Source organism: Frankia sp. AiPs1 (assembly GCF_023716945.1).
Classification (GTDB): domain Bacteria; phylum Actinomycetota; class Actinomycetes; order Frankiales; family Frankiaceae; genus Frankia.
Genome location: NZ_JAMQQF010000056.1, coordinates 1 through 20944 on the forward strand (window position 1 = coordinate 1; position 20944 = coordinate 20944).

The following is a 20944-nucleotide window of genomic DNA, read 5'->3' on the forward strand; positions in this document are numbered from 1 at the left end:
GCCTGGCCCCCGCGCCAGGACCACCTCGGGGCACGCCGCGCCCACCCCAGGGCCTGACCGATCCCGCGCCGCCCGACGAGCCCGCCCCTGCCGCCAGCGGGATCACCGAGCAGGCCCGCGGCCGCTTCGCCCGCAACGCCGTCATCCAGGGCCCCGCCGCCGAGCTGTTCAAGGCCTGGGCGGTGACGGTCCGCGCCGAGCTGCCCGCCCTCGGCGGCGAGATCGTCCTCTGCCTGCACGACGAGCTGCTCCTGCACGTCCCCACCGCCCACGCCGAGTCAGCCGCCGACCTGCTGCACCGGACCCTCGCCGCCACCGCCGCCTACTGGGCGCAAGGCAGCGGGGTGCGCTTCGTCGCCGACGTGTCGATCCTGCGCTGCTGGTCCGACGCCGCCCACTGAGCCCGCGGTCCACCCCACCAAGATAATCAACGCCGTTGATGAGCAGGCAGGCGTCTTGATCAACTCAAACAACCAAGGAGCCAAAAGGCCACGGGATACCCCGGCCATCCACAGAAGCCGGTCCACCGGTCGGCGCGTCAGGCGGTGATGGATACCAGGCGGCGTCCGGCCGCCACGAGGGCGGCCTGGCGGGCGACCCGGGCGCCGAGGTGCTCGGCGGTGGCGGCGTCGGCGGTGTGGATGGTGTCAACGCCGCCGTCCAGCGGAGTCTGGGCCCCCGCGCCACTCCAGAAGCCGAGGCGGTTGAGGTCGTTCTCGGAGGCGGTGGTGGAGTTCCAGCCGGGGCCGAGGCCGAGGCTGACCCACAGCATGCGGTGCTGGGCGGCGAAGGTGGCGAAGAAGGCGAGAGTGCTGGACTTGTCGCCGCTCTTGGACGCGGAGTTGGTGAAGCCGGCCGCGAGCTTGTCGGCCCAGCGGCCGTCGGCGAACCGGCGGCTGGTGGCCTCGGCGAAACTGTGGAACGCGGCGGACGCGCTGCCCATGTAGGTGGGCGAGCCGAAGACGATCGCGTCGGCACCGTCCAACTGCTGCCACTGCTCGTCGGTGATGGTGTTCACCGGCACGACGACCACATCGGCGCCGGCGTCGACCGCCCCACGCCGGACCGCCTCGGCGAGGACCGCGGTGTGCCCGTAGCCCGAGTGGAAGGCGACGGCGACCGAGGGGGTCGGGGCAACGAACTCAGACATGTGGACTCCGGTGACTCGGGTGACTCGGGTGACTCGGGGGAACGGCGGACCGCGCTGTGCTTGCGCTGTCGACGCTACGGTGGCCGGTCGAGACGGAGGAACGCCGAAAGTCTCGTTTTTACGACCGATCGTCTAGGGTGACGACGTGGATCCCATCGAGGACGTCCTGGCGGCGCGGTCTGTCGAGGACTCGCAGTACCTGAGCATCGAGGCCCACGGTGCCTGGGGGATCTCCTTCAGGTCGCCCCACACGACCTACGTGATGATGATCAGAAGTGGGCGCTGCTGGTGGCAGCCCACCTCGAGCGCCGTCCCGGAACTGCTCGCCGCCGGCAGTTGCTTTCTGGTCCGCGCCGGCGGCGAGTTCGCCGTCGCGGACCAGCCGGGGCGAGACCTCGTCGGCTGCGAGAGCCTCCGGGCGTCCGGCCGGGGTTCCCCTGTACGCCACGGCACCGAGGGACCAGTGACGGAGATCGTCTCGGCCCGGTTGGCCTTCGACACGGGTGCCGCCGAGCCGTTGTTGAAGGCACTTCCGCCCGTGCTGCGGCTCGATCTCGACGACTCGGCCGGCGACGCGCTGCGTTCCACCTTCCGCCTGCTGGAGCTGGAGCAGACATTCTCCGGCTTCGGGTCCGGGTTCATCATGAGCCGCCTGGCCGACGCCCTCTTTGTGTACGCGCTTCGCACCTACGTCTCGTCGCCCGCCAAGATCTCACACGGGTGGCTCTCCGCTCTCAGCGATCCGCAGCTCGCACCGGCACTGCGCGATCTGCACGCCGATCTCGCCCACCCATGGACGGTCGAGGAGCTCGCATGCCGAGCCGCGATGTCGCGGGCGGCGTTCGCCGCGGCATTCAGACGGAAGACGGGCGACTCGCCCATCAACTATCTGACCTACTGGCGCATGTACCGGGCGAAGACGCTGCTGCGTGACACAGAATCCAGCCTGCAGCAGATCGCCCTCATGGTCGGGTATGACACTGACGCCGCCTTCAGCCGGGCCTTCCGCCGATACCAGAACATCGCTCCCGGAGCATGGCGGCGCCGATGGCGTATCTCGGCCGGGAACTCTGACGAGACGGCCGCACCGACGAGAACCACCTCCTCACCGCGGAAGTGATCTACGCTTTTGGTGAGCGGTCAGCACTGCGCGGCGCGGGCAGGTAAACCGAACACATGTGATCATCGCAGGGCGGCTGTCCACGCCTCGGTCCGGGCGTCCAGATAGTCGGAGGTCGCGAGCCAGTAGGGGCCGTCCTCCGCCCAGATCCTGGCCCACGGCTGACGCTGCCGTTGGGCGCCGTCGCGCAGCAGGTCGTACATCGCCCGGGCGCGCCGGCCCAGCATGCCCGCCAGCGCCGGCCTCGACGCCTCATCCAAGCCGTAGCCGTCGACGAAAGCGCGCAACCGCGCGGCCGATTCCGCCACTGGCCGATCGGCACGCAGACCCGCCATGGCCTGCGCGGCATACGCGAGATCCCACAGCCGGGAGCTCGGCGCGGCCGCGTCCCAGTCGATCAGCACCCAGCCCCGGGCGGACTTTACGAGGTTCCACGGCGCGACGTCGTTCTGACAGATGAGGTCCTCCCTATCCGGCGGGATGACCCTGTTCCAAACCGCCCCGGCCGGTGGCACGAAGCCGGCAAGGGCCCGGTGCAGGTCCGCCAGCATCCGACCGATCGAGAACAGCTCCGCCACCGAGTACGTGCCGGCGGCCGCACCGAGCTCGCCGGGTACGTATTCCAGCACCTGGCGTCCCTGCGCGTCTCGCCCCAGTGGGCGCGGGGCACCGGGGAAACCCACCGCGTGCAGGTAGCCCAGCAGCGCATCGACGGCATCCGTCCACGGACCGACCGGGCGGCGAACAGTCCCGCCCACCCGCACCACGCCGGTCGTGACATTCCCCGTCAACGGCTCTTCCTCGCCACCCACCCCAAGAGCCTCGCGCAGACGAGACGCGGAAACGAGTCATTCCGCCGATCAATCTGACCGCCGATCAATCTGATCAAGGTGTTCCGCGGAACCGGGCAGGTTCCGCACCGGGAATGCGGCGGCCGCGGGGGAGGGTCTGGTCGATGGGCGCGCCGAGCGAGCTGTCACAGCACCGGCCAGCCCGGTCCAGGAGGGTGCTTGCCCTGGGACGTCCCGGCCTGACGGTAACGCGATCGACCGGTGGTTATTATGAAGATAATCAACACCGTTGACGAACTCTCACTTCAAGATCAAAAAACAACAACCAAACCCAGCACCTGAACCGCGGGGGAGATGCAGATCATTAACGTGATCATCTGCCGGAGCTCGGCTGGGGCCCGCCAAAAGTGATCTTGATTGGGTGAACGGCCCGCTGATTCGTAGGCGGGCAGGAGCCTCGGATGCCGCTGGATCCCAACCGTCGGCACCGTCGGCGGCACCTGCTGTCCGAGGTTCGAGGCGATCGGGGGAAGCGGCCGGCCCAGTTCTACTTGACATAATGTGCATTATCGGCGCGTGCGGTGGGGTAGTGGTTGGTGGGGTTTTGGCTGCTTGGTGGCGCGGGCTGTTCGTGTGGGTGGGTCTCTGGCGGGTGGCAGGTTCGGAGTGGATGTGGGGTGGGCGGGTTCCTGGTCTCTGCTTTCTGGATCTTGGTGATGGTTCGCGGCGGCGTGGGGGGCGTTGGTCCTCCTGCGATGTGGGGCCGGCTTGGTTGTCTGAGGTGGCGTCGGTCACTCCCCTGGTTTGTCGCTGTTTGCCGGGTCGGCAAGGTTTGTTGGGGTGGCTGCGGGTGGTGGGTGAGGGTGTGGGGGTCGGGTCGGTGTGTCGTTCGGTGTGAAGGGTGGTCGTGATGGTGGAGGCGGGGTTCGGTGCGTTGGGTGGGGTGCCGGCGGCGGAGTTCTGGGATGCGCGGTACGCGGGGGCGCCGCAGATCTGGAGTGGTGAGCCGAATGTGGCGTTGGTGCGGTTGGCGGGTGGGTTGGCGCCGGGGCGGGCGTTGGATCTTGGCTGCGGTGAGGGTGGGGATGCGGTGTGGTTGGCGCAGCGGGGCTGGCAGGTGACGGGGGTGGATGTGTCGGAGGTGGCGTTGGGGCGGGCGGCGGCGTTGGCGGTGGCGGCTGGGGTGGACGGGCGGGTGGTGTGGCGACGGTTGGATCTGGGGGTGGAGTTTCCGGTGGGGGTGTTCGAGCTGGTGTCGGCGCAGTTTCTGCATTCGGAGGTGGAGTTGCCGCGGGTGCGGATTCTGCGGGCGGCGGCGAGCGCGGTGGTGGTGGGCGGGACGCTGCTGGTGGCTGGGCATGCGATGGGGCCTGCGGGTCATGGCGGTGCGGGTGCCGACCATGCGGATCATGGTCATCCGGAGGTGGAGTTGCCGTCTGCGGCGGAGGTGCTGGCGTCGTTGGAGCTGGCGGAGGGTGGGTGGGAGGTGGTGGCGTGCGAGGAGTTCGAGCGCTCGGCGCGCTGGCCGGACGGGTCGGTGGGGATGCGGCGGGACAACGTGGTCGCGGTGCGCCGTCTGGGGGCGGACGAGCGGTTGCCTGACTCCCCCGGCGTCGGCTTGGGCTGAGTCGGCGCTGGGGGTGGGCCCCGGTGCTGCCGGGACACCGGGGCGTCGGATGGGGGGTGGTCAGGGGTGGGGCCGGTCCCCCGGGGTGTGGTGGTCAGGGTCGGGGGGTGGGCCGGCGAGGGGCTGGTGGGCGGCGTCGCCGGTGCAGCCGGTTTCCCAGGGCAGGGTGCCGGCGGGGTCGCTCCAGATGATCTGGAGGGCGGCGACGGGTGGGCCGTCGGGGTGCTGGTAGGTGGCGTTGGCGTGGAGTAGCAGCTCGTCGCTGGCGGCGGGGTCGAGGGCGAGCAGGTGGTGGCGGTTGGGGGGCGCGAGGTCGTCGAGGGTGGTGCCGGCTGGTGGGGGGTCGCCGGCGCGGATGCGGGTGGCGAGCAGGTTGAGCAGGGCGGCGGCGTCGTGCGGGTGCAGGCCGGCGATGAGCAGTTCGGGGTGGTGGAGTGCGGTGAGGCCGATGGTGTAGGCGTGGTCGGGTTCGCCGGTGTCGGGTTCGGCGAGGACGGCCTGGATGGCCCAGCCGTAGCGGTGGATGGTGTCGCGGATCCACGCGGTGTGCCGCCGATGTCGGTCGAACTCCAGTTCGATTTCCATGGTGTGCCTCCCCCGGGGTCGGTGGTGGGATGGCAGTGAGGGTAGGCGGGGGCACCGACAGTTTTTGGGGGCGGCGGGTCGTCCCGGTGAGACCATCCGCGACGGCTGTTAACCTTGTGTGGTTGGTTGGGAGCTTAAGGTGAGTTTCCGAGTGCTGGGCCCCTGGGGCGGTGAGGCATGACAGGGATCGTCGGCGGGGTTGCGGGTTCGGGTGGTGGTGGGGTTCCCGATCCAGGTGGGGTTCCCGTCCCGGACTTCGCCGCGTATGTGCGGGGTCTGTTGGCGCTGCCGCGCCGCCAGATGGGCATGGAGGTGGCGTGGTTCGACCGGTGCGGCGGGTCGGGTTTGCGGGCCGATGCGGTGGAGGGGGCGCCGCTGGGGCGGGAGGCCGGGTTCGCCTCCTGTGCGCCGGGTAGCCTGCCGCGCTGGGCGTTGGTGTCGGGTCGGCCGTTTCTGGTGCGGGATGCGCGGGTGGATCGGCGGACTGCGGCGCGGGCGGTGGCGGCGAGTTGCGGGGCGGTGAGCTGCGCGGGGGTGCCGGTGGTGTGTCCCGGCGGGGTGCCGGTGGGCCTGGTGGGGTGCGCGAGTGGGCAGGCGGCGCCGTGGCTGGGAGCGCGCAGTCTTTCGTGTCTGCGGTTGGTCGCGCAGATGATCGCGGACTGTGTGTGGGCGATGGGGGCCGGCGGTCGACTGCGGGTGGAGTGCTGGCAGCGGGTGAGTGCGCTGCTGGACGCCGGTGGTCCGGAGATCGTGTTCCAGCCGGTGTATGCGTTGCCGGGTGGGAGGTTGCAGGGCGCGGAGGCGTTGGCCCGGTTTCCGGTGGGATCGGGTGGGCCGGGGCGGTGGTTCGCCGATGCGCGGCTGGCCGGGTTGGAGGTGGAGCTGGAGCTGGCGGCGGTGCGTAACGCGTTGGGGTCGATGTCGCGGTTCCCGGCGCCGCTGGTGTTGGCGGTGAACGCGTCGCCGGCGGCGGTGGCGTCGTCGCGGTTGGGTGATCTGCTGGCGGCGGTGCCGTTGGAGCGGCTCGTGGTGGAGGTCACCGAGCATGAGCGGGTGTTGGACTACCCGGCGTTGCTGTGTGCGTTGGGTTCGTTGCGGGCGCGGGGGTTGCGGACGGCTGTGGATGACTATGGGGCGGGGTATGCGGGACCTGCGCACATGCTGCGGTTGCGGCCGGACTTCGTGAAGATGGATTGTTCGTTGACCGCGCCGCTGGGGGTGGATGTGGCGTATCTGGAGATGGCGCGTGCGCTGGTGCGGTTTCTGGAGAAGGTCGGCGGTGAGGTGGTCGCCGAGGGGGTGGAGACGGCGCAGCAGGTGCGTTACCTGGCGGCGGCCGGGGTGCGGTTGATGCAGGGCTTCTATCTGGCTGGGCCGGGACCGTTGCCGTTGCCGCCGGTGTCTGCGAGGTTCGCGCGGCGCTGAGGGGTGGGCTGGCACTGTGCGCCAGGGTGGTGGACGGGGTCCTGGCCAGGTGATGGGTGGGCCGGCCGGTGCGTGGGTGCACCGGCGGCGGCCAGGTCCGTGGGCTGGGTGGGTTAGGGCGCGGGTGGAGTCGTGATCGTTTGCGGATCCTCGGGCTAGTGAGTGTCGAGGTCGAGGGCGAGGCTGTTCATGCAGTAGCGCTGGCCGGTGGGGCCGGGGCCGTCGTCGAAGACGTGGCCGAGGTGTCCCCCGCAGCGGGCGCAACGGACCTCGGTGCGGCTCATGCCGTGGGAGCGGTCCTCGACGAGTTCGACGGCGTCGGCGACGGCGGGTTCGGTGAAGCTGGGCCAGCCGGAGCCGGAGTCGTACTTGGTGTCGGAGGTGAACAGCGCTGCGCCGCAGCCGCCGCAGCGGTAGGTGCCGGTTTCCTTGCTGTAGGTGTAGGCGCCGGTGAAGGGGGGTTCGGTGGCGGCCTGGCGCAGGATGGCGTAGCGCTGGGGGGTGAGTTCGGCGCGCCACTGCTCGTCGGTCTTGGTGGCGGCGTCGGGGCCGGTGGTGGGGGCGGGGGTGGCGTGGTCGCTGGTGGTCATGGCGTCACATGGTCCTTTCTGGATGGCTCCGCGGTGGGCGGTGGGGTGGTGGGGGGTCACTCCCCTGGTCCGGTGCGGGTCAGGGCGGCGGCGGCGGCGACGCCGCCGAGGGCGGCGGTGGCCATGAGGGTGCCGATGACGGGCGGCAGGTGGCCGCGGGCGGTTGAGGTCGCGAAGACGGAAACGTCGGCGGCGTCGGCGATCATTCCGGCCCACAGCCAGGTGGTGGTGTCTCGGCCGGTGGTCATCGCGGCGAGCAGGCCGGCGCCGAGGGCGAGGTCGCGGATGCCGGCGAGGCGGGCGACCCAGGCGAGGCGGGTGGCGGTGAGGCGGTCGACGCCGGTGATGCGCAGGGTGTCCACGGCGCGGGCGAGGACGAGCGTGCCGACGGTGGCGCGGGTGATGCCGAGGGTGGCGGTGTGCAGGGTGCGGATGGTGCAGGTGGGACGTTTCGCGGTGGGGTGAAGACGCTGTGCGTTCATGATTGTGTTACGGGTCCTTCCTCGGCGGGAACGTCTCGGCTGGCCAGAACGTTGTCGAGGGGTAGTTGCACACGTCTCGACGCTCGGAGGAGTTATATGGGCGAGCGCATCCTGCGGGGAAGCCGTCTCGGTGCAGTGTCCTACGAGACTGACCGCAGCACCGAGCTTGCCCCACGGCAGTCGGCGTCGTACGACTGCCCCAACGGCCACCAGTTCACCATGCCCTTCGCGGCTGAGGCAGAGGTGCCGTCGGTGTGGGAGTGCAAGGTCTGTGGTGGGGCGTCGGTGATCGTCGATGGTGAGCGGCCTGAGCCGAAGAAGTCGAAGCCGCCGCGGACGCACTGGGACATGTTGATGGAGCGCCGGACCACCGATGATCTCGAGGAGGTTCTGGCAGAGCGGTTGGCGGTGCTGCGCGGGACCGGTGAGGGTCGGCGTACCGCTTAGCGGGGCTGTTTGTCGGTGGTTGCGGGGTCGGGCACGGGTTGTACGTGCCCGACCCTTTCGCATGCCCGGGGTTGGTTGTTCTGGGTGATGCGGTGGCTGCGGCGGGTGGCGCGGGTGGCGGCCCGGCGTGGCGGGTGGGTCAGGTGCCGTGGCTGGTGGTGACGTTGTCGGGGTGGTCGGTGGGGTGGTCAGTGGGGTTGGTGGTGGGTTGGCGCGGGGTGGGGTTGGTGGTGAGGTGGGGGGTGCGGGGGGTGGGTCGGCGCCGGCGGGTGGTGGCGGCCCACCAGGCGACGCGCCAGAAGGCTTCGGCGACGATGGCGTTGCTCATCTTGGAGGTGCCGCGTTCGCGTTCGACGAAGGTGATGGGGACTTCGGTGACGCGGTAGCCCGAGCGCCAGGCCTGCCAGGCGAGGTCGACCTGGAAGCAGTACCCCTGGGAGGAGACGCCGGTCAGGTCGCGGTCGCGTAGGACGTCGGCGCGGTAGGCGCGGTAGCCGGCGGTGGCGTCGCGTAGCGGCATGCCGAGGGCGGCGCGGACGTAGACGTTGCCGCCGCGGGAGAGCAGCAGCCGGGTGCGGGGCCAGTTGCGGACCTCTCCCCCGGGTACCCAGCGGGAGCCGATGACGAGGTCGGCGTGGGTGAGGGCGGTGAGTAGGCGGGGTAGCTGTTCGGGCTGGTGGGAGCCGTCGGCGTCCATTTCGACGATGACGTCGTAGCCGCGGTCGAGGGCCCAGGTGAAGCCGGCGATGTAGGCGGTGCCGAGGCCGGCTTTGCCGTTGCGGTGCAGGACGTGGATGTGGTCGTCGTTGTCGGCGAGTTCGTCGGCGATCTTCCCGGTGCCGTCGGGGCTGGCGTCGTCGATGACGAGCAGGTCGACCGTCGGGTTCGCCGCGCGCAGGCGGCGGGCGGTGTCCGGGAGGTTGTCCCGCTCGTTGTAGGTGGGGACGCAGACGACAACGCGGTGGAGATCCACGCGGTTCCTTTCCTGAGCGGGGGCCATATCCGTCAGGCCGGCCCGGCGGGCGTCACTGTGGGTGTCGTCTCGTGGGGTCGTGGTGCCTGCGGGGTGGTGCCGGTGGTGCCGGTGGTGCCGGTGTGGTCGGGGTCGCCGGTGGGGCGGGTTCGGCGGCGGCGGATCACTCCCGCCATCATTGCGCCCACGCCGAGGGCGAGCAGCACCGCCTCGGGGACGATTCCGGCCCGGTCGGCGAGGGTTCGGCTGGTGCGTCGGGGCAGGGCGGCGGTGAGGATGCCGGGTTCGTACAGGCCGGTTTTGGCCAGCAGGGTGCCGTCGGGGGCGATGAGGGCGCTTTCGCCGCTGGTGGAGACCTGGACGGTGGCGCGGGCGTGTTCGACGGCGCGCAGCCGGGACATGGCGAGTTGCTGCTGGCTTTCGCCCTTGCGGCCGAAGGAGGCGTTGTTCGTCTGGACGACGAGGATTTCGGCGCCGTGGTCGACGGTGTCGCGGACGAGGTCGTCGTAGGCGACTTCGAAGCAGATGACGTCGCCGATGGTGGTGCCGGCGGCGTGCAGGGCGCCGGGGCTGTGGCCGGGCAGGAAGTCGCTGGGCATGTCGTCGGCGAAGCGGCCGATGAGGCGGGTGAGCAGGGCGCGGCCGGGGAGGTATTCGGCGAAGGGGACCGGGTGTTGTTTGACGTACATCTGGCCGGTGAAGCCGTCGGCGGTCCAGATCATGCCGGCGTTGCGGACGTGGCCGGCGCCGGGGCCGTCGAGGACGGCGCCGACGAGGATGGGGGCGCCGGCGGTCCACGCGGCGCCGCGCAGGGCGGCGGCGACGGTGGGGGCTCGCAGGGGGTCGAGGTCGGAGGAGTTCTCTGGCCACAGGACGAGGTCGGGGGCGGGGCGGCGGCCGGCGGCGACGTCGGCGGCGAGGCGGCGGGTGCCGGCGACGTGGTTGGCGGTGACCTGGAAGGCGCGGCCGAGGGCGTGGATGCCGCCGTCGGCGGGGACGTTGCCCTGGATGGCGGCGACGGTGAGGGTGCCGTGTTCGGCGGCGGTGGGCAGGGGGACGAGCAGGCCGGCGAGGGTGAGGGCGGTGGCGCCGAGCAGGGGTGGGGCGAGGCGCCGCGGTGCGGTGCGGCGGCGGCCGGTGGTGGTGGTGGTGCGGGTCGGGGTGGTGGTGCGGGCCAGGGTGTGGGCGTGGGTGACGGCGAGGGCGAGCAGGGCACCGGTGGCGGCGACGACGGCGGTGAGCAGGGGTGCGCCGCCGAGGGCGGCGAGTCCGGTCAGCGGGCTGTCGGACTGGGTGAAGGCGAGCCGGCCCCAGGGGAAGCCCCCGAAGGGGGCGCGTCCGCGTAGGGCCTCCTGGGCGACCCAGACGGCGGCGGTCCACAGCCAGGGTGCGGGCAGGCGCCAGACGAGGGTGGTGGCGGGGGCGACGAGGGCGAGGATGGCGGCTTCGGCGACGGCGAGGGCGATCCAGGCGTCGGCGCCGACGAAGGAGACGAAGCGCAGCAGCGGCAGGCAGAACGCGAGGCCGAACAGCAGGCCCAGGGCGTAGGAGGCGCGCAGGCGGCGGCCGCGGACGGTGAGGGTGAGCACGGTGACGGCGATCGGGGCGAGCGGCCAGGCGCCGACCGGCGGGGTGGCGAGGTAGAGCAGGGCGCCGCCGAGCAGGGCGGACAGGGCTGGTGGGGTGCGCCGGCGCAGGGTGGCGCGGCGGCGGGTCCGCCGGGCGGCCCGGTCTGTGCCTGGCTGGCTGGCCTGGTCGGGCTCGGCCTGGTCAGGGGTGTTTCGGTCGGTCTCGGTCCGGTCGGGTTCGGTGAGGTCGGTCCGGTCGGGTTCCGTGGTGGCCGTGGTGGCTGCGGGGTCGGTCGTCCGTGGCGGCTCGATGCTGGTCCGGGCCTGGGCGGGGACGGCGGTGGGCTGGGTCGGCGTGGCGGCGGCGGTGTCGCCGGCCGCCTGGGCCGTGGGGCTTCCGGTGGCCGGCGTGGGGGTCACCCGACCAGTTTCTGTCACGCGGGCCGCGCTGACCACGCCGCCCCTGGCCCGAAGGGGGTTCGAGGCGTGGCGGCGGTGTGGCCTGGCGGTGTGGTGCGGGCAGGTCGGCGTACCGGTCGGGGTTGGGTGGTGGTGGTTCACCCGCCACGGCGTCGCACAGATGGACGTCGAACATGTGTACGATGGCGGGGTTGGTTTCGCGGTGGGGGTCAGCGTGGGGTGTCGTACAGGATGCGTCCGCGTAGCACGGTGCGCCGGCAGTGGGGGGTGGGGCCGGTGAGGTCGGGCAGGCCGGCGACGGCGCCGTGGGGGTCGGTGGACCAGGCGGCGATGCGGGTGTCGGGGGTCTGGACGACGAGGTCGCCGTGGTGGTCCCAGACGGCGTAGGTGGCGGGGTGGCCGGGGGCGAGGATGCCGTGGCCGTCGGTGTCGGCGCGGGCGGCGCGCCAGCCGCCGCGGGTGGCGGCGGTGAAGGCGGCGCGGGCGGAGATGCGGGCTGCGGGGGTGTGGTGGTGGGCGGCGGCGCGCACGGCACCCCAGGGGTCGAGGGGGGTGACGGGGGCGTCGGAGGAGAAGGCCAGCGCGATGCCGGCGCGGGTCATGGCGGCGTAGGGGTTCATGGCGGCGGCGCGGGTGGGGCCCAGGCGGGTGGTGTACAGGCCGTCGGCGCCGCCCCAGCGGGCGTCGAAGGCGGGTTGGGCGCTGACGATGATGCCGAGGGCGGCCAGGCGTGGGAGGTGGTTGGTGGTGGTCATCTCGGCGTGTTCGAGGCGGTGGCGGCCGGCGGCGAGGCGGGCGGGGCCGAGGGTGGTGGCGGCGGCTTCGAGGCCGGTGAGCACGGTGGTGATGGCGGCGTCGCCGATGGCGTGGAAGCCGGTCTGCAGGCCGGCGTCGGTGGCGGCGAGGACGGCGTCGCGGATGGCGTCGGCGTCGAGGTGCAGGGCGCCGTGGGTGTGGGGGCGGTCGGTGTAGGGGGTGTGCAGGGCGGCGGTGTGGGAGCCCAGGGAGCCGTCGACGAAGGCGTCGCCGCCCCAGGCGGCGCCGAGTTCGAGGGCGGTGGGCAGGTCGCCGGCCCAGTAGCCGACGATGTCGGGTCCGGTGACGGTGCGGGCGTGGGCGAGCAGGCCGGCGAGGTCGTCGGCGGAGGAGACGTCGGGTCCGGCCATCTCGTGCAGGGCGGCGATGCCGAGGGCGGCGGCGTGGGTGCGGGTGGTCTGCCAGGTGTGGCGGCGCTGGCTGGGGGTCAGGGTGGTGTCGGCGGTGCGCCGCGCGGCGTGGTGGGCGGGGCCGGTGACGAGTCCGTCGGGGTGCCAGCCGGGGTGGGTGGCGGCGTCGGCGGCGGCGGCGAGGGCGGTGGAGATCACGGCGGTGTGCCCGTCGACGCGGGCGAGGTAGACGGCGGCGCCGCCGGTGGCGCGGTCGAGTTCGCCGGCGGTGGGGGGTGTGGGGTCGGCCCAGGTGGTCTCGTCCCAGCCGGTGCCGAAGACGGTGGTGTGGCGGTGGCGGCGGGCGTGGGTGGCCAGGGCGTCGAGGGCGGCGGTGCGGGTGGGGGCGGCGGTGAGGTCGAGGCCGGTCAGGGCGAGGCCGGTGGCGGTGGTGTGGATGTGGGCGTCGACGAAGGCGGGGGTGATCAGCGCGCCGTCGAGGTCGATGACGGTGTCGGCGTCGAGGGTGGCGGCGGTGTCGTCGGAGCCGATCCAGGCGATGGTGGCGTGGTCGGTGAGCATGGCGGTGGCGGTGGGGCTGGCCGGGGTGTGGATGTGGCCGCCCCGGTAGAGCACGGTGCGGTGGGGGGTGTGGGGGTCGGTCACGCTGCTGAGTCTGCCCGCCTGTCGGGGTCGGCGGGTCGCCGGGGCGGTGTGGTGGCGGGGCGGCCAGCGGCGCGGCGCTCACCGGCGCGGTCGGCGGCGGGTCGCTGCGACGACCGTGTGACTGTTCGTCGGAGCCCGGGCCCGAGGGGCGTTGCCCGAGGGGTCCGTGGTGTAGCCGGACCCGGCCGGCGGTCGGGTCAGAGGGCGGGGGGCCGGCCCTCGTAGGGGGTGGAGAGCACGACCATGGTGCGGGTGGACACGTTCGCCGCGGCGCGGATGCGCTGGAGTAGAACCTCCAGGTCACCGGGGCTGGCGACGCGCACCTTGAGCAGGTAGCTTTCCTCTCCGGCGACGCTGTGACAGGCCTCGATCTCGACGATGTGGGCGAGTCGGTCGGCGGCGTCGTCGGGTTGGCTCGGGTCGATCGGGGTGATCGAGACGAAGGCGGTCAGGGGCAGACCCACCTGGGAGGGGTCGACCAGCGCCGTGTAGGACGTGATCACTCCACGTTGTTCCAGGCGTCGTACGCGCTGATGGACGGCGGAGACCGACAGGCCGGTGGCCCGGCCGAGGTCGGTGAAGCTCATGCGCCCATCTCGGCACAGCATCTGCACGATTCGACGGTCGAGATCTTCCAGCACGTTTCGGAGCGTACGCAGGTCGGCGCGCGGCGAGGGCGCTGTTTCTGGTCCGTTGCCTGGTCCCGGTGGGACAGCCGGTACGGTCGGGATCAGGTGTGGGTGGGGCGCGGTCGCGCGGCGCTGCTGTCGTGATGGTGGTGATAAGGCGGGCAGGGCGCAGACGGTTGCCGGGTCGGACGGTTTTGGGGCGCGGACGGCTCGGGGGCTTCGGGGGTTTCGGGGCGTGGGTGGTGGACGGCGGGGGGACGGACGGGGAGGGGGCGGATCGGTGATGGCGCGAGGCCCGGCGGTGGACTCGGCGGCGGGCGGTCCGGGGCGTGGGCGGGGCGGTGGGTTGCTGCTCGCCGACGCCCCGTCGCTGTACTTCCGGGCGTTCTACGGGGTGCCGCGTACGGTGCGGGCGCCGGATGGGACACCGGTCAACGCGGTGCGGGGTCTGCTCGACGTGCTGGCCCGGCAGATCGTGGAGATCCGCCCGCGGGGGCTGGTGGCCTGTTTCGACGCTGACTGGCGTCCGGCGTTCCGGGTGGCGCTGCTGTCGTCGTACAAGGCGCACCGGGTGGCGGTGCCCGCCGACTCCGCCGGCGCCCCGGCGGTCGGCGTGGGCGGAGTCGGCGTGGGCGGAGCGGCAGGCGTGGGTGGAACGGCAGGCGTGGGTGGAACGACCGGCGGGGCCGTCGGCGGCGATGCGGCGGGGGGCGGGGGCGGGGACGTCGAGGAGGTCGCCGACGACCTGACCGTCCAGCTTCCGATCATCGATGCGGTGCTGGCGGCGTTCGGGATCGCCCGGGCGGCCGCGGCGGGTTTCGAGGCCGACGACGTCATCGCGACTCTCGCGACCCGTCACCGCGACGGCGCGGTGGACATCCTCACCGGGGACCGTGATCTGTTTCAGCTCGTCGACGACGCCGCCGGGGTCCGGGTGCGCTATGCGGTGGAGAAGTTCGCCGTGGTCGACGAGGCGTCGGTGACCGCCCGTTACGGCATCCCGGGGCGGGCCTACGCCGACTTCGCGGTGATGCGCGGCGATCCCAGTGACGGGCTGCCCGGGGTTCCCGGCATCGGCGCGAAGACCGCGGCGGCGCTGCTGAACCGCTTCGGGTCGCTGGCGGCGATCCTCGCCGCGCTCGACACTCCCCCGGCTCCCCCGGCTCCCCCGGCTCCCCCGGCTTCGGCGGTGTCGGCGGCGGGTGCGCGGGGTGGCGGGCGGGAGGAGGGGATGGCGGTGGCGGCGCGTCGGCGGCTGCTGGCCGGCCGCGACTACCTCGACGCGGCGGTGGGGGTGGTCGCGGTGGTGCGTGACTGCGACGTCGGTGAGGTCGACGGGCGGCTGCCGGTCGTCCCGGCCGACCCGCAGGCGGTGGTGGCGTTGAGTGAACGGTGGGGGCTGGCGGGTCCGTGCACGCGGCTGGTGTCCGCCCTGGGCGCGGTCGCCGCCGGCTGAGCGGCTCTCCGCGGGCTGCCGGGGGCGGGGCGTCGTCCCCCCAGGCCGCCGTCTCATCCCGTCCCCCCTGCCGGGTCGGGCTTGCCCGGTTCGGGGGCCTGCGGGAACGCCCTCACCGCCGGGGTGGCCCGGTAGTGGCCCAGCGCTGGGGAAGCAGACGGGTGGGGTGGTTGTCCACTCGGCTGGCCGGATCGTGGGGCTGCCCGTCACCGCGCTGGGGTGCGGACGGTAGGTTTCCCTGCGTACCGCGGCCCGGGCACGCACCCGTGATGAGCAGGTTGGCGCCGTGGGGGCGCGACGTCGCCTAGGGTTGCCCACCGGATGTGCACCCGCCCATCCGGACTTACGGCGGGTCGGGTACCCGGATGAGGGTGTCGGCGGTGACGGCAGCGGAGGTCAGGGTGGGGCTGCGCGAGCGGCTCGCGGGCAGGCGGGTGTTCGTGACCGGGGTGACCGGGTTCATGGGCGAGGCTCTGCTGGAACGGTTGCTGTCGGACTTCCCCGACACCTCGGTGGTGGCGCTGGTGCGGCCGCGGGGCAGTCACACGGGGGCGGCGCGGCTGGCGCGGATGCTGCGCAAGCCGGCGTTTCGGGAGCTGCGTGGCCGGCTGGGGGCGGCGGGGCTCACCGAGCTGGTGGCGCGTCGTGTCGAGGTCGTCGAGGGGGACCTGTCGCGGCTGCCGGCGTTGCCCGGCGACATCGACGTGGTCATCCACTGCGCCGGGGAGGTGTCGTTCGATCCGGCGATCGACGACGGGTTCCGGATCAACGTCGGTGGGTTGCAGGAGCTGCTGCGGGCGCTGGCGGCGGCGGGGGCGTGTCCGCATCTGGTGCACGTGTCGACGGCGTATGTGGCGGGGCTGCGTTCGGGGCACATCGCGGAGGGTCCGTTGGCCCACGATGTGGACTGGCGGGTCGAGCAGGACTCGGCCTCCCGGGTGCGCCAGCAGACCGAGGACGCCTCGCGGTCGCCGGAGAACTCGGCGCAGTTCCGGACGCAGGCGCAGCGGCGGTTCGCCGCGGCCGGGGCGCAGACGGTGTCGGCGGAGGCGGAGAAGCTGCGTCGGGCGTGGGTGGCGCGCCGGCTGGTCGAGGCCGGTGGGCAGCGGGCGCAGGTGTTGGGCTGGACGGATGCGTACACGTTCACCAAGGCGTTGGGGGAACGGTTCCTCGAGCAGGCGCACGGCGATCTGCCGTTGACGATCCTGCGGCCGTCGATCATCGAGAGTGCGTTGGCGCGGCCGTTCCCCGGGTGGATCGAGGGGTTCAAGATGGCCGAGCCGCTGATCCTGGCCTACGGTCGCGGTGAGCTGCCGGACTTCCCGGCGTCCCCGGATGCGGTCGTGGACATCATCCCGGTGGATCTGGTCGTCAACGCGACGCTGGCCGCGGCGGCCACCGTGCCGCCGGTGGACCGCCCGGCCTACTACACGGTGTGTTCGGGGTTCCGTAACCCGCTGCTGTTCCGGGATCTGTACGCCCATGTGCGTGAGTACTTCCTGGCTGATCCGTTGCCGCAGCGGGGCCGGGGGGCGATCGCGGTGCCGTCGTGGCCGTTTGCGGGGGCGGCGGCGGTGGAGGCGCGGCTGCGGCATTCCGAGCGGCTGGTGGGGCTGGCCGGGCGGGCGTTGGCGCAGGTTCCGGCGTCGGCGCGGACGCGGGCGTTGGCCGGGGAGCTGGAGCGGGCGCAGAGTCGGGTGGCGTTCCTGCGCCGCTATTCGGATGTGTACCGGGCGTACACGAAGGCGGAGCTGGTCTACGTCGACGATGCGACGGCGGCGTTGCACGAGGCGTTGGATCCGGCGGACCAGGTGGAGTTCGGCTTCGACCCGGCGTGCTTCGACTGGCGGCACTACCTGCAGCAGGTGCACTGCCCGGCGGTGACGGCGGTGTTGCGTCGCCCGCGGGACGCCGCGCCGCGCCGGCGGCTGTCGGGGCATCTGGCTGCCGGTGACGGGGTGCTGGCGGTGTTCGACCTCGACGGTGCGGTGGCGAGCGCGACGGTGATCGAGTCGTATCTGTGGATGCGGCTGGCCGATGCGGGGCCGCGGCGGCGGGCGCGGGAGCTGGCGGGGCTGGCGGCGGCGCTGCCGGGGTATGTGCGGGCGGAGCGCCGTGACCGGGGGCATCTGATGCGCGCGGTGTATGCCCGCTATGCGGGGGTGGATCCGGCGGAGTTGGAGCGTCTGGTCGCCGAGGTGGCCGGGGACATTCTGGTGCGGCGGGTGAAGCCGGCGGGGATCCGCCGGGTGCGGGAGCATCGGGCGGCGGGGCATCGCACGGTGCTGCTGACCGGGGCGGTGGAGGTGCTGACCCGGCCGTTCGCGCCGCTGTTCGACGAGATCGTCGCGGCCCGGCTGGAGGTGGGGGCCGATGGGCTGCTCACCGGCCGGTTGGCCTCGTCGCCGCTGGTCGGTGATGCGCGGGCGGCGTATCTGGGGCATCATGCGCGCAGCACGGGGGCGGATCTGGCGGCGTCCTGGGCGTATGCGGACAGCCAGTCGGATCTGCCGTTGCTGCGTGCGGTGGGTAATCCGGTGGCGGTGAACCCGGATGTGGCGTTGCACCAGGTGGCCCGCGGTGCGGGCTGGCCGATCGAGGAGTGGGCGGCGGCGGCGGGGGAACCGCGGCTGGTGGTGGGTAGTCGGGTGGAGCGGGGCTGGCAGGCCGCGGCCGCGCGGGCCCGCGCCGCCGTCGGTGCCGGTGGTGCCGGTGGTGCCGGTGGTGTGGGGGGTGGCGGGTGACCCGCGGGTTGGAGCTGTTCGACTCCCCGGCGCGTCACGTCGCCGCGCGCCTGGTCGCCCAGGCGTCCGGTGGGGCGCTCGGGGGGCTGGGCCGGGCGGTGCCGTTGCGGTATGTCGACGGTGAGGATCCGCGGGCGCCGGATGAGCGCTGGGTGCGGGTGCGGCCGACGCTGGCGGGGATCGGTGGGGCGGATCTGGCGCTGGTGACCGGGCGGTCCTCGCCGTATCTGACGGCGGTGGTCGGGTTGCCGTTCGTGCCGGGACGGGAGGTTGTCGGCCGGGTGGAGCAGCAGGTGACACTCCCGGGCGGCCGGGTGCTGGCCGCGGGTGCCCGGGTCGTCGTCGACCCGGTGGCGTGGGTCGGACCCGGATCCGGGCTCGGGCTTGGATCCGGTGAGGTCGGATCCGGTGAGGTCGGGGTCGGCGGCGGCGGGTGGAGTCGGATCATGCTCGCCCATCGCGGCCAGCTCCAGGCGGTGCCCGACGGCCTGGCCGACGAGCGGGCGGTGCTGTTCGACGCGCTGGCCCGGGCCGTCCATGCCGTCGATCGGGCCCGGGTGGCGTCCGGGGCGCGGGTGCTGGTCGTCGGTGCGGGGGCGGTCGGGCTGTGCACGGTGCTGGCGTTGCGGGCGTTCACCGACGCCGGGTCGGTGGCGGTCGTGGCGGGTCATCCGCGGCAGGCGCAGGTGGCGGGGCGCTTCGGCGCGGACGCGGTGTTCGACCCGGCCGGGGCGGTCGCCGGGGTGCGCCGGGGCACGCATGCGCTGCGGGTGAGTCCGCCGTCGGGGGGGTCGTTCCTGCTCGGCGGGGTGGATGTGGCCGTGGACGCGGCGGGTAGTGGTGCGGCGCTGGCGACGGCGCTGCGCACGACCCGGGCGGGTGGTCGGGTGGTGGTGGCCGGTGTTCCGTCGGGTCGGGTGGACCTGACGCCGCTGTGGGCGCGGGGGTTGGAGCTGGTCGGGGGGGCGCGCACGAGCGCCGATCCGGGTGCGGGTGACGTGCTGGCGCGGGCGTGGGAGCTGGCGGCGAGCGCGCCGTTGGACGGGCTGGTCGCGGGTGGTTATCCGCTGACTCGCTGGCGGGACGCGCTGGCCCATGCGTGGGACGCGGGGCGGCTCGGGGCGGTGCGGGTGGCGTTCGATCCGGCGGCGCCGTCGTGACCCGGGTCGGGCGGACCCGGGCTGGGGCCTGGCCGGCTGGGGCCTGGCCGGCTGGGGCTGGGCTGGCGGGGGTGGACTGGGCGCACGCAGGGTGTGGCTCATCGGGGTGGACGTGGAGAGGATCGCGACAGTGAGACCGGGGTTCGTGCTCGAGGTCGACGAGCGGACTCCCCCGCTGCTGGTCCATTCCGGCGCCGGGGTGTTGCTGGAACGGTTCCCGCTGGGCACGCGGGTGGTGTACCCGCCGCAACCGCGCCCGGGGGTCGCCGACGTCGACGCGGCGATCGGTGTGGCGCTGAGCGAGCCGGTGGGCAGCGCGCCGCTGTCGGCGTTGCTGCGCCCGGGGATGCGTCTGGCGATCAGCGTCGACGATCTGCGTACCCCACAGCCGCGGGTGCGGGGTGTGGACGTGCGCGGGCGGATCCTGGAGCAGGTGCTGAGCGCGGCGGCGGCGGCCGGCGTCGACGAGGTTTCCCTGGTGGTGGCCAACGGGCTGCACCGGCGCCTGGCCGCCACGGAGGTGGCGGGGATCGTCGGGGAGCGGGTGTTCCGGTCGTTCTGGCCGACGCAGCTGACCTGCCACGACGCCGAGGACGGGGGCAACCTCGTCGAGATCGGTGTCAGCGACGCCGGTGAGCCGGTCGAGGTCGCCCGGGTGGTGGCGCAGGCCGATCTGCTCGTCGCCGTCGGGATCGTGCAGGGCCCCGGGCAGGGGGGGGCCGGTGCGCTGGTCGAGGGGTTGTCGTCGTATGCGTCGCTGCGTGCGGTGCACTCGGTGGCGGCGGTGACGCAGGCCGCCGCGGCGGGTGCGGGTGGCGGCGGGGTGGCCGAGGGCCGGATGGTGCAGGGCGCGGCGGCGGGCCGGGTGGGGGCGGTGCTGGGCGCGGCGGTGCCGGTGTTCGCGGTGATGGCGACGGTGAATGCCGCGGTCGGGCCGGGGCCGTTTCTGACCCGCCGGGAGTGGGAGTGGTCGCCGGCTGATTCGGCGCTGGCGTTCGGGGTGGGCCGGGGCCTGGAGCTGCTCGGCGGGCGGGGGCGGGCGCGGGTGCTGCGCGATGTGGCCGGCGACTATGCGATCACCTCGGTGACGGGCGGTGAGCCGCAGGCGGTGGCGGTGGCGGCGTGGGCGGCCCTCGATGCCCAGCAGCGGGTCGATGTCGACGGGCAGAGCGACGTCGTCGTCGTGGGGCTGCCCCCGTTCGGGGCGTATCAGGGTGGGGCGCCGGCGGATCCGGTGCTCGCCGCGCACGGTGCGCTCGGCGACGTCTTCGCCCGCCATCGGGGGCGGCCCGTCGTCCGGGAGAACGGGGCGATGATCGTCTACCATCCGGTGGCGGCCCGGTTCTCCCAGTTGCATCAGCCGTCGTACGTGGACTTCTACGAGGAGGTGCTCGCCGAGTCGAGTGATCCGGCGACGATCGAGGCGAAGTTCGAACGGCAGTACGCCACCGACCCGTGGTATGCGTCGCTGTACCGGACGTCGCTGGCGCATCACGGGGTGCATCCGTTCCACCGCTGGTACGAGACGGCGCCGGCGCGGGCGCATCTGGCCGAGGTGGTCTTCGTCGGTGGCGATCGGGCGGCGTGCGCGCGGCTGGGTTACCGGGCGGCGTCGACGCTGGCGGACGCGTTGGAGATCGTGGCCGGGTCGGTGGGCCGCGACCCGTCGATCACCTATCTGCACAGCCCGCCGCAGTTGATCGCCGATGTGCGGTGAGGGGCGCCGGGGGGCGCTGAGGGTGCGTTGTGACGGCGCCGGTCGCCGGGTGCGGTGCGGCTGGTGCGGCGGGACGTGGCTGGGTGCGGGGGGACCGGTAGGAGGAAGGTGTTCGGGACGGATGGGTGATCGGGATGGGTAGGCCGCGACGGGGTGTGGGGCTGCGCGAGGCCGCGCGGGGTTTTCGTCGAGGTGGCCCGCCGTGGGCGCCGGCCGGTGACGCGGGTCGCCCGCCGCAGCCGGCGGCGG

The 20944-nt window shown here is 73.3% G+C and carries 18 protein-coding genes; 9 read left to right on the forward strand and 9 right to left on the reverse strand.

Features of this window, described 5'->3' with window-relative positions; translation table 11 throughout:
* The coding region (locus ND748_RS08625) for a DNA polymerase (RefSeq protein ID WP_251745144.1) at positions 1 to 401 on the forward strand (401 nt) is incomplete at its 5' end.
* A 137-nt stretch (positions 402 to 538) separates the two neighbouring features.
* Here the strand turns inward: ND748_RS08625 and ND748_RS08630 are convergent.
* Entirely contained in the window at positions 539 to 1150 is a 612-nt protein-coding gene (locus tag ND748_RS08630; RefSeq protein ID WP_251745145.1) for a flavodoxin family protein, read from the reverse strand.
* Between the two features lie 145 nt (positions 1151 to 1295).
* Here ND748_RS08630 and ND748_RS34555 point away from each other — a divergent pair, with 145 nt between their 5' ends.
* Positions 1296 to 2270, forward strand: coding sequence for an AraC family transcriptional regulator (locus ND748_RS34555; RefSeq protein WP_251745146.1), 975 nt, complete (start codon positions 1296 to 1298; stop codon positions 2268 to 2270).
* A gap of 62 nt (positions 2271 to 2332) precedes the next feature.
* On the opposite strand, the gene ND748_RS08640 is transcribed toward ND748_RS34555, so the two are convergent.
* Positions 2333 to 3082, reverse strand: a complete 750-nt coding sequence (locus tag ND748_RS08640; protein ID WP_251745147.1) for a phosphotransferase — start codon at positions 3080 to 3082, stop codon at positions 2333 to 2335.
* A gap of 889 nt (positions 3083 to 3971) precedes the next feature.
* Here ND748_RS08640 and ND748_RS08645 point away from each other — a divergent pair.
* Entirely contained in the window at positions 3972 to 4688 is a 717-nt protein-coding gene (locus ND748_RS08645; RefSeq protein WP_251745148.1) for a bifunctional 2-polyprenyl-6-hydroxyphenol methylase/3-demethylubiquinol 3-O-methyltransferase UbiG, read from the forward strand.
* Between the two features lie 60 nt (positions 4689 to 4748).
* Here ND748_RS08645 and ND748_RS08650 read toward each other — a convergent pair whose 3' ends face one another.
* Complete coding sequence (locus tag ND748_RS08650) at positions 4749 to 5273, reverse strand: DUF4262 domain-containing protein (RefSeq protein ID WP_251745149.1); 525 nt, start codon at positions 5271 to 5273, stop codon at positions 4749 to 4751.
* A gap of 177 nt (positions 5274 to 5450) precedes the next feature.
* Here ND748_RS08650 and ND748_RS33910 point away from each other — a divergent pair, with 177 nt between their 5' ends.
* Positions 5451 to 6698: an EAL domain-containing protein gene (locus ND748_RS33910; RefSeq protein ID WP_285901799.1), complete on the forward strand. Its 1248-nt coding sequence runs from the start codon at positions 5451 to 5453 to the stop codon at positions 6696 to 6698.
* A gap of 155 nt (positions 6699 to 6853) precedes the next feature.
* On the opposite strand, the gene msrB is transcribed toward ND748_RS33910, so the two are convergent.
* Together msrB and ND748_RS08665 are read right to left on the reverse strand one after the other, a co-directional pair.
* Entirely contained in the window at positions 6854 to 7288 is a 435-nt protein-coding gene (gene msrB, locus ND748_RS08660; RefSeq protein ID WP_251745150.1) for a peptide-methionine (R)-S-oxide reductase MsrB, read from the reverse strand.
* 56 nt (positions 7289 to 7344) lie between these two features.
* Entirely contained in the window at positions 7345 to 7770 is a 426-nt protein-coding gene (locus tag ND748_RS08665) for a hypothetical protein (protein WP_251745151.1), read from the reverse strand.
* A gap of 96 nt (positions 7771 to 7866) precedes the next feature.
* Here ND748_RS08665 and ND748_RS08670 point away from each other — a divergent pair, with 96 nt between their 5' ends.
* Positions 7867 to 8217: an RNA polymerase-binding protein RbpA gene (locus ND748_RS08670; RefSeq protein WP_009738606.1), complete on the forward strand. Its 351-nt coding sequence runs from the start codon at positions 7867 to 7869 to the stop codon at positions 8215 to 8217.
* A 139-nt stretch (positions 8218 to 8356) separates the two neighbouring features.
* Here the strand turns inward: ND748_RS08670 and ND748_RS08675 are convergent, their stop codons facing one another.
* From ND748_RS08675 to ND748_RS08690, 4 genes are all read right to left on the reverse strand, one after another.
* The gene (locus ND748_RS08675) at positions 8357 to 9190 is read right to left on the reverse strand and encodes a polyprenol monophosphomannose synthase (RefSeq protein ID WP_251745152.1); all 834 of its coding nucleotides are present in this window, start codon (positions 9188 to 9190) and stop codon (positions 8357 to 8359) included.
* Positions 9191 to 9222: 32 nt separating this feature from the next.
* On the reverse strand, positions 9223 to 11178 hold the full coding sequence (gene lnt, locus ND748_RS08680; RefSeq protein WP_251745153.1) for an apolipoprotein N-acyltransferase: 1956 nt from the start codon (positions 11176 to 11178) through the stop codon (positions 9223 to 9225).
* A gap of 209 nt (positions 11179 to 11387) precedes the next feature.
* Positions 11388 to 12989, reverse strand: a complete 1602-nt coding sequence (locus tag ND748_RS08685) for an amidohydrolase family protein (RefSeq protein ID WP_251745154.1) — start codon at positions 12987 to 12989, stop codon at positions 11388 to 11390.
* A gap of 197 nt (positions 12990 to 13186) precedes the next feature.
* Complete coding sequence (locus ND748_RS08690) at positions 13187 to 13627, reverse strand: Lrp/AsnC family transcriptional regulator (RefSeq protein WP_035922554.1); 441 nt, start codon at positions 13625 to 13627, stop codon at positions 13187 to 13189.
* A gap of 274 nt (positions 13628 to 13901) precedes the next feature.
* Between ND748_RS08690 and ND748_RS08695 the strand changes: the two genes are divergently transcribed.
* The 4 genes from ND748_RS08695 to ND748_RS08710 all read left to right on the forward strand — a co-directional run bounded on the left by ND748_RS08695 (position 13902) and on the right by ND748_RS08710 (position 20695).
* A complete protein-coding gene (locus tag ND748_RS08695; RefSeq protein WP_251745155.1) occupies positions 13902 to 15074 on the forward strand; it encodes a 5'-3' exonuclease H3TH domain-containing protein in 1173 nt (390 codons plus the stop codon).
* A gap of 401 nt (positions 15075 to 15475) precedes the next feature.
* On the forward strand, positions 15476 to 17818 hold the full coding sequence (locus ND748_RS08700) for an SDR family oxidoreductase (protein WP_251745159.1): 2343 nt from the start codon (positions 15476 to 15478) through the stop codon (positions 17816 to 17818).
* On the forward strand, positions 17815 to 18978 hold the full coding sequence (locus ND748_RS08705) for a medium chain dehydrogenase/reductase family protein (protein ID WP_251745156.1): 1164 nt from the start codon (positions 17815 to 17817) through the stop codon (positions 18976 to 18978). Before ND748_RS08700 ends, ND748_RS08705 begins: the two co-directional genes overlap by 4 nt.
* A 130-nt stretch (positions 18979 to 19108) precedes the next feature.
* Positions 19109 to 20695, forward strand: coding sequence for a lactate racemase domain-containing protein (locus ND748_RS08710; RefSeq protein ID WP_251745157.1), 1587 nt, complete (start codon positions 19109 to 19111; stop codon positions 20693 to 20695).
* Positions 20696 to 20944: the final 249 nt, after the last annotated feature.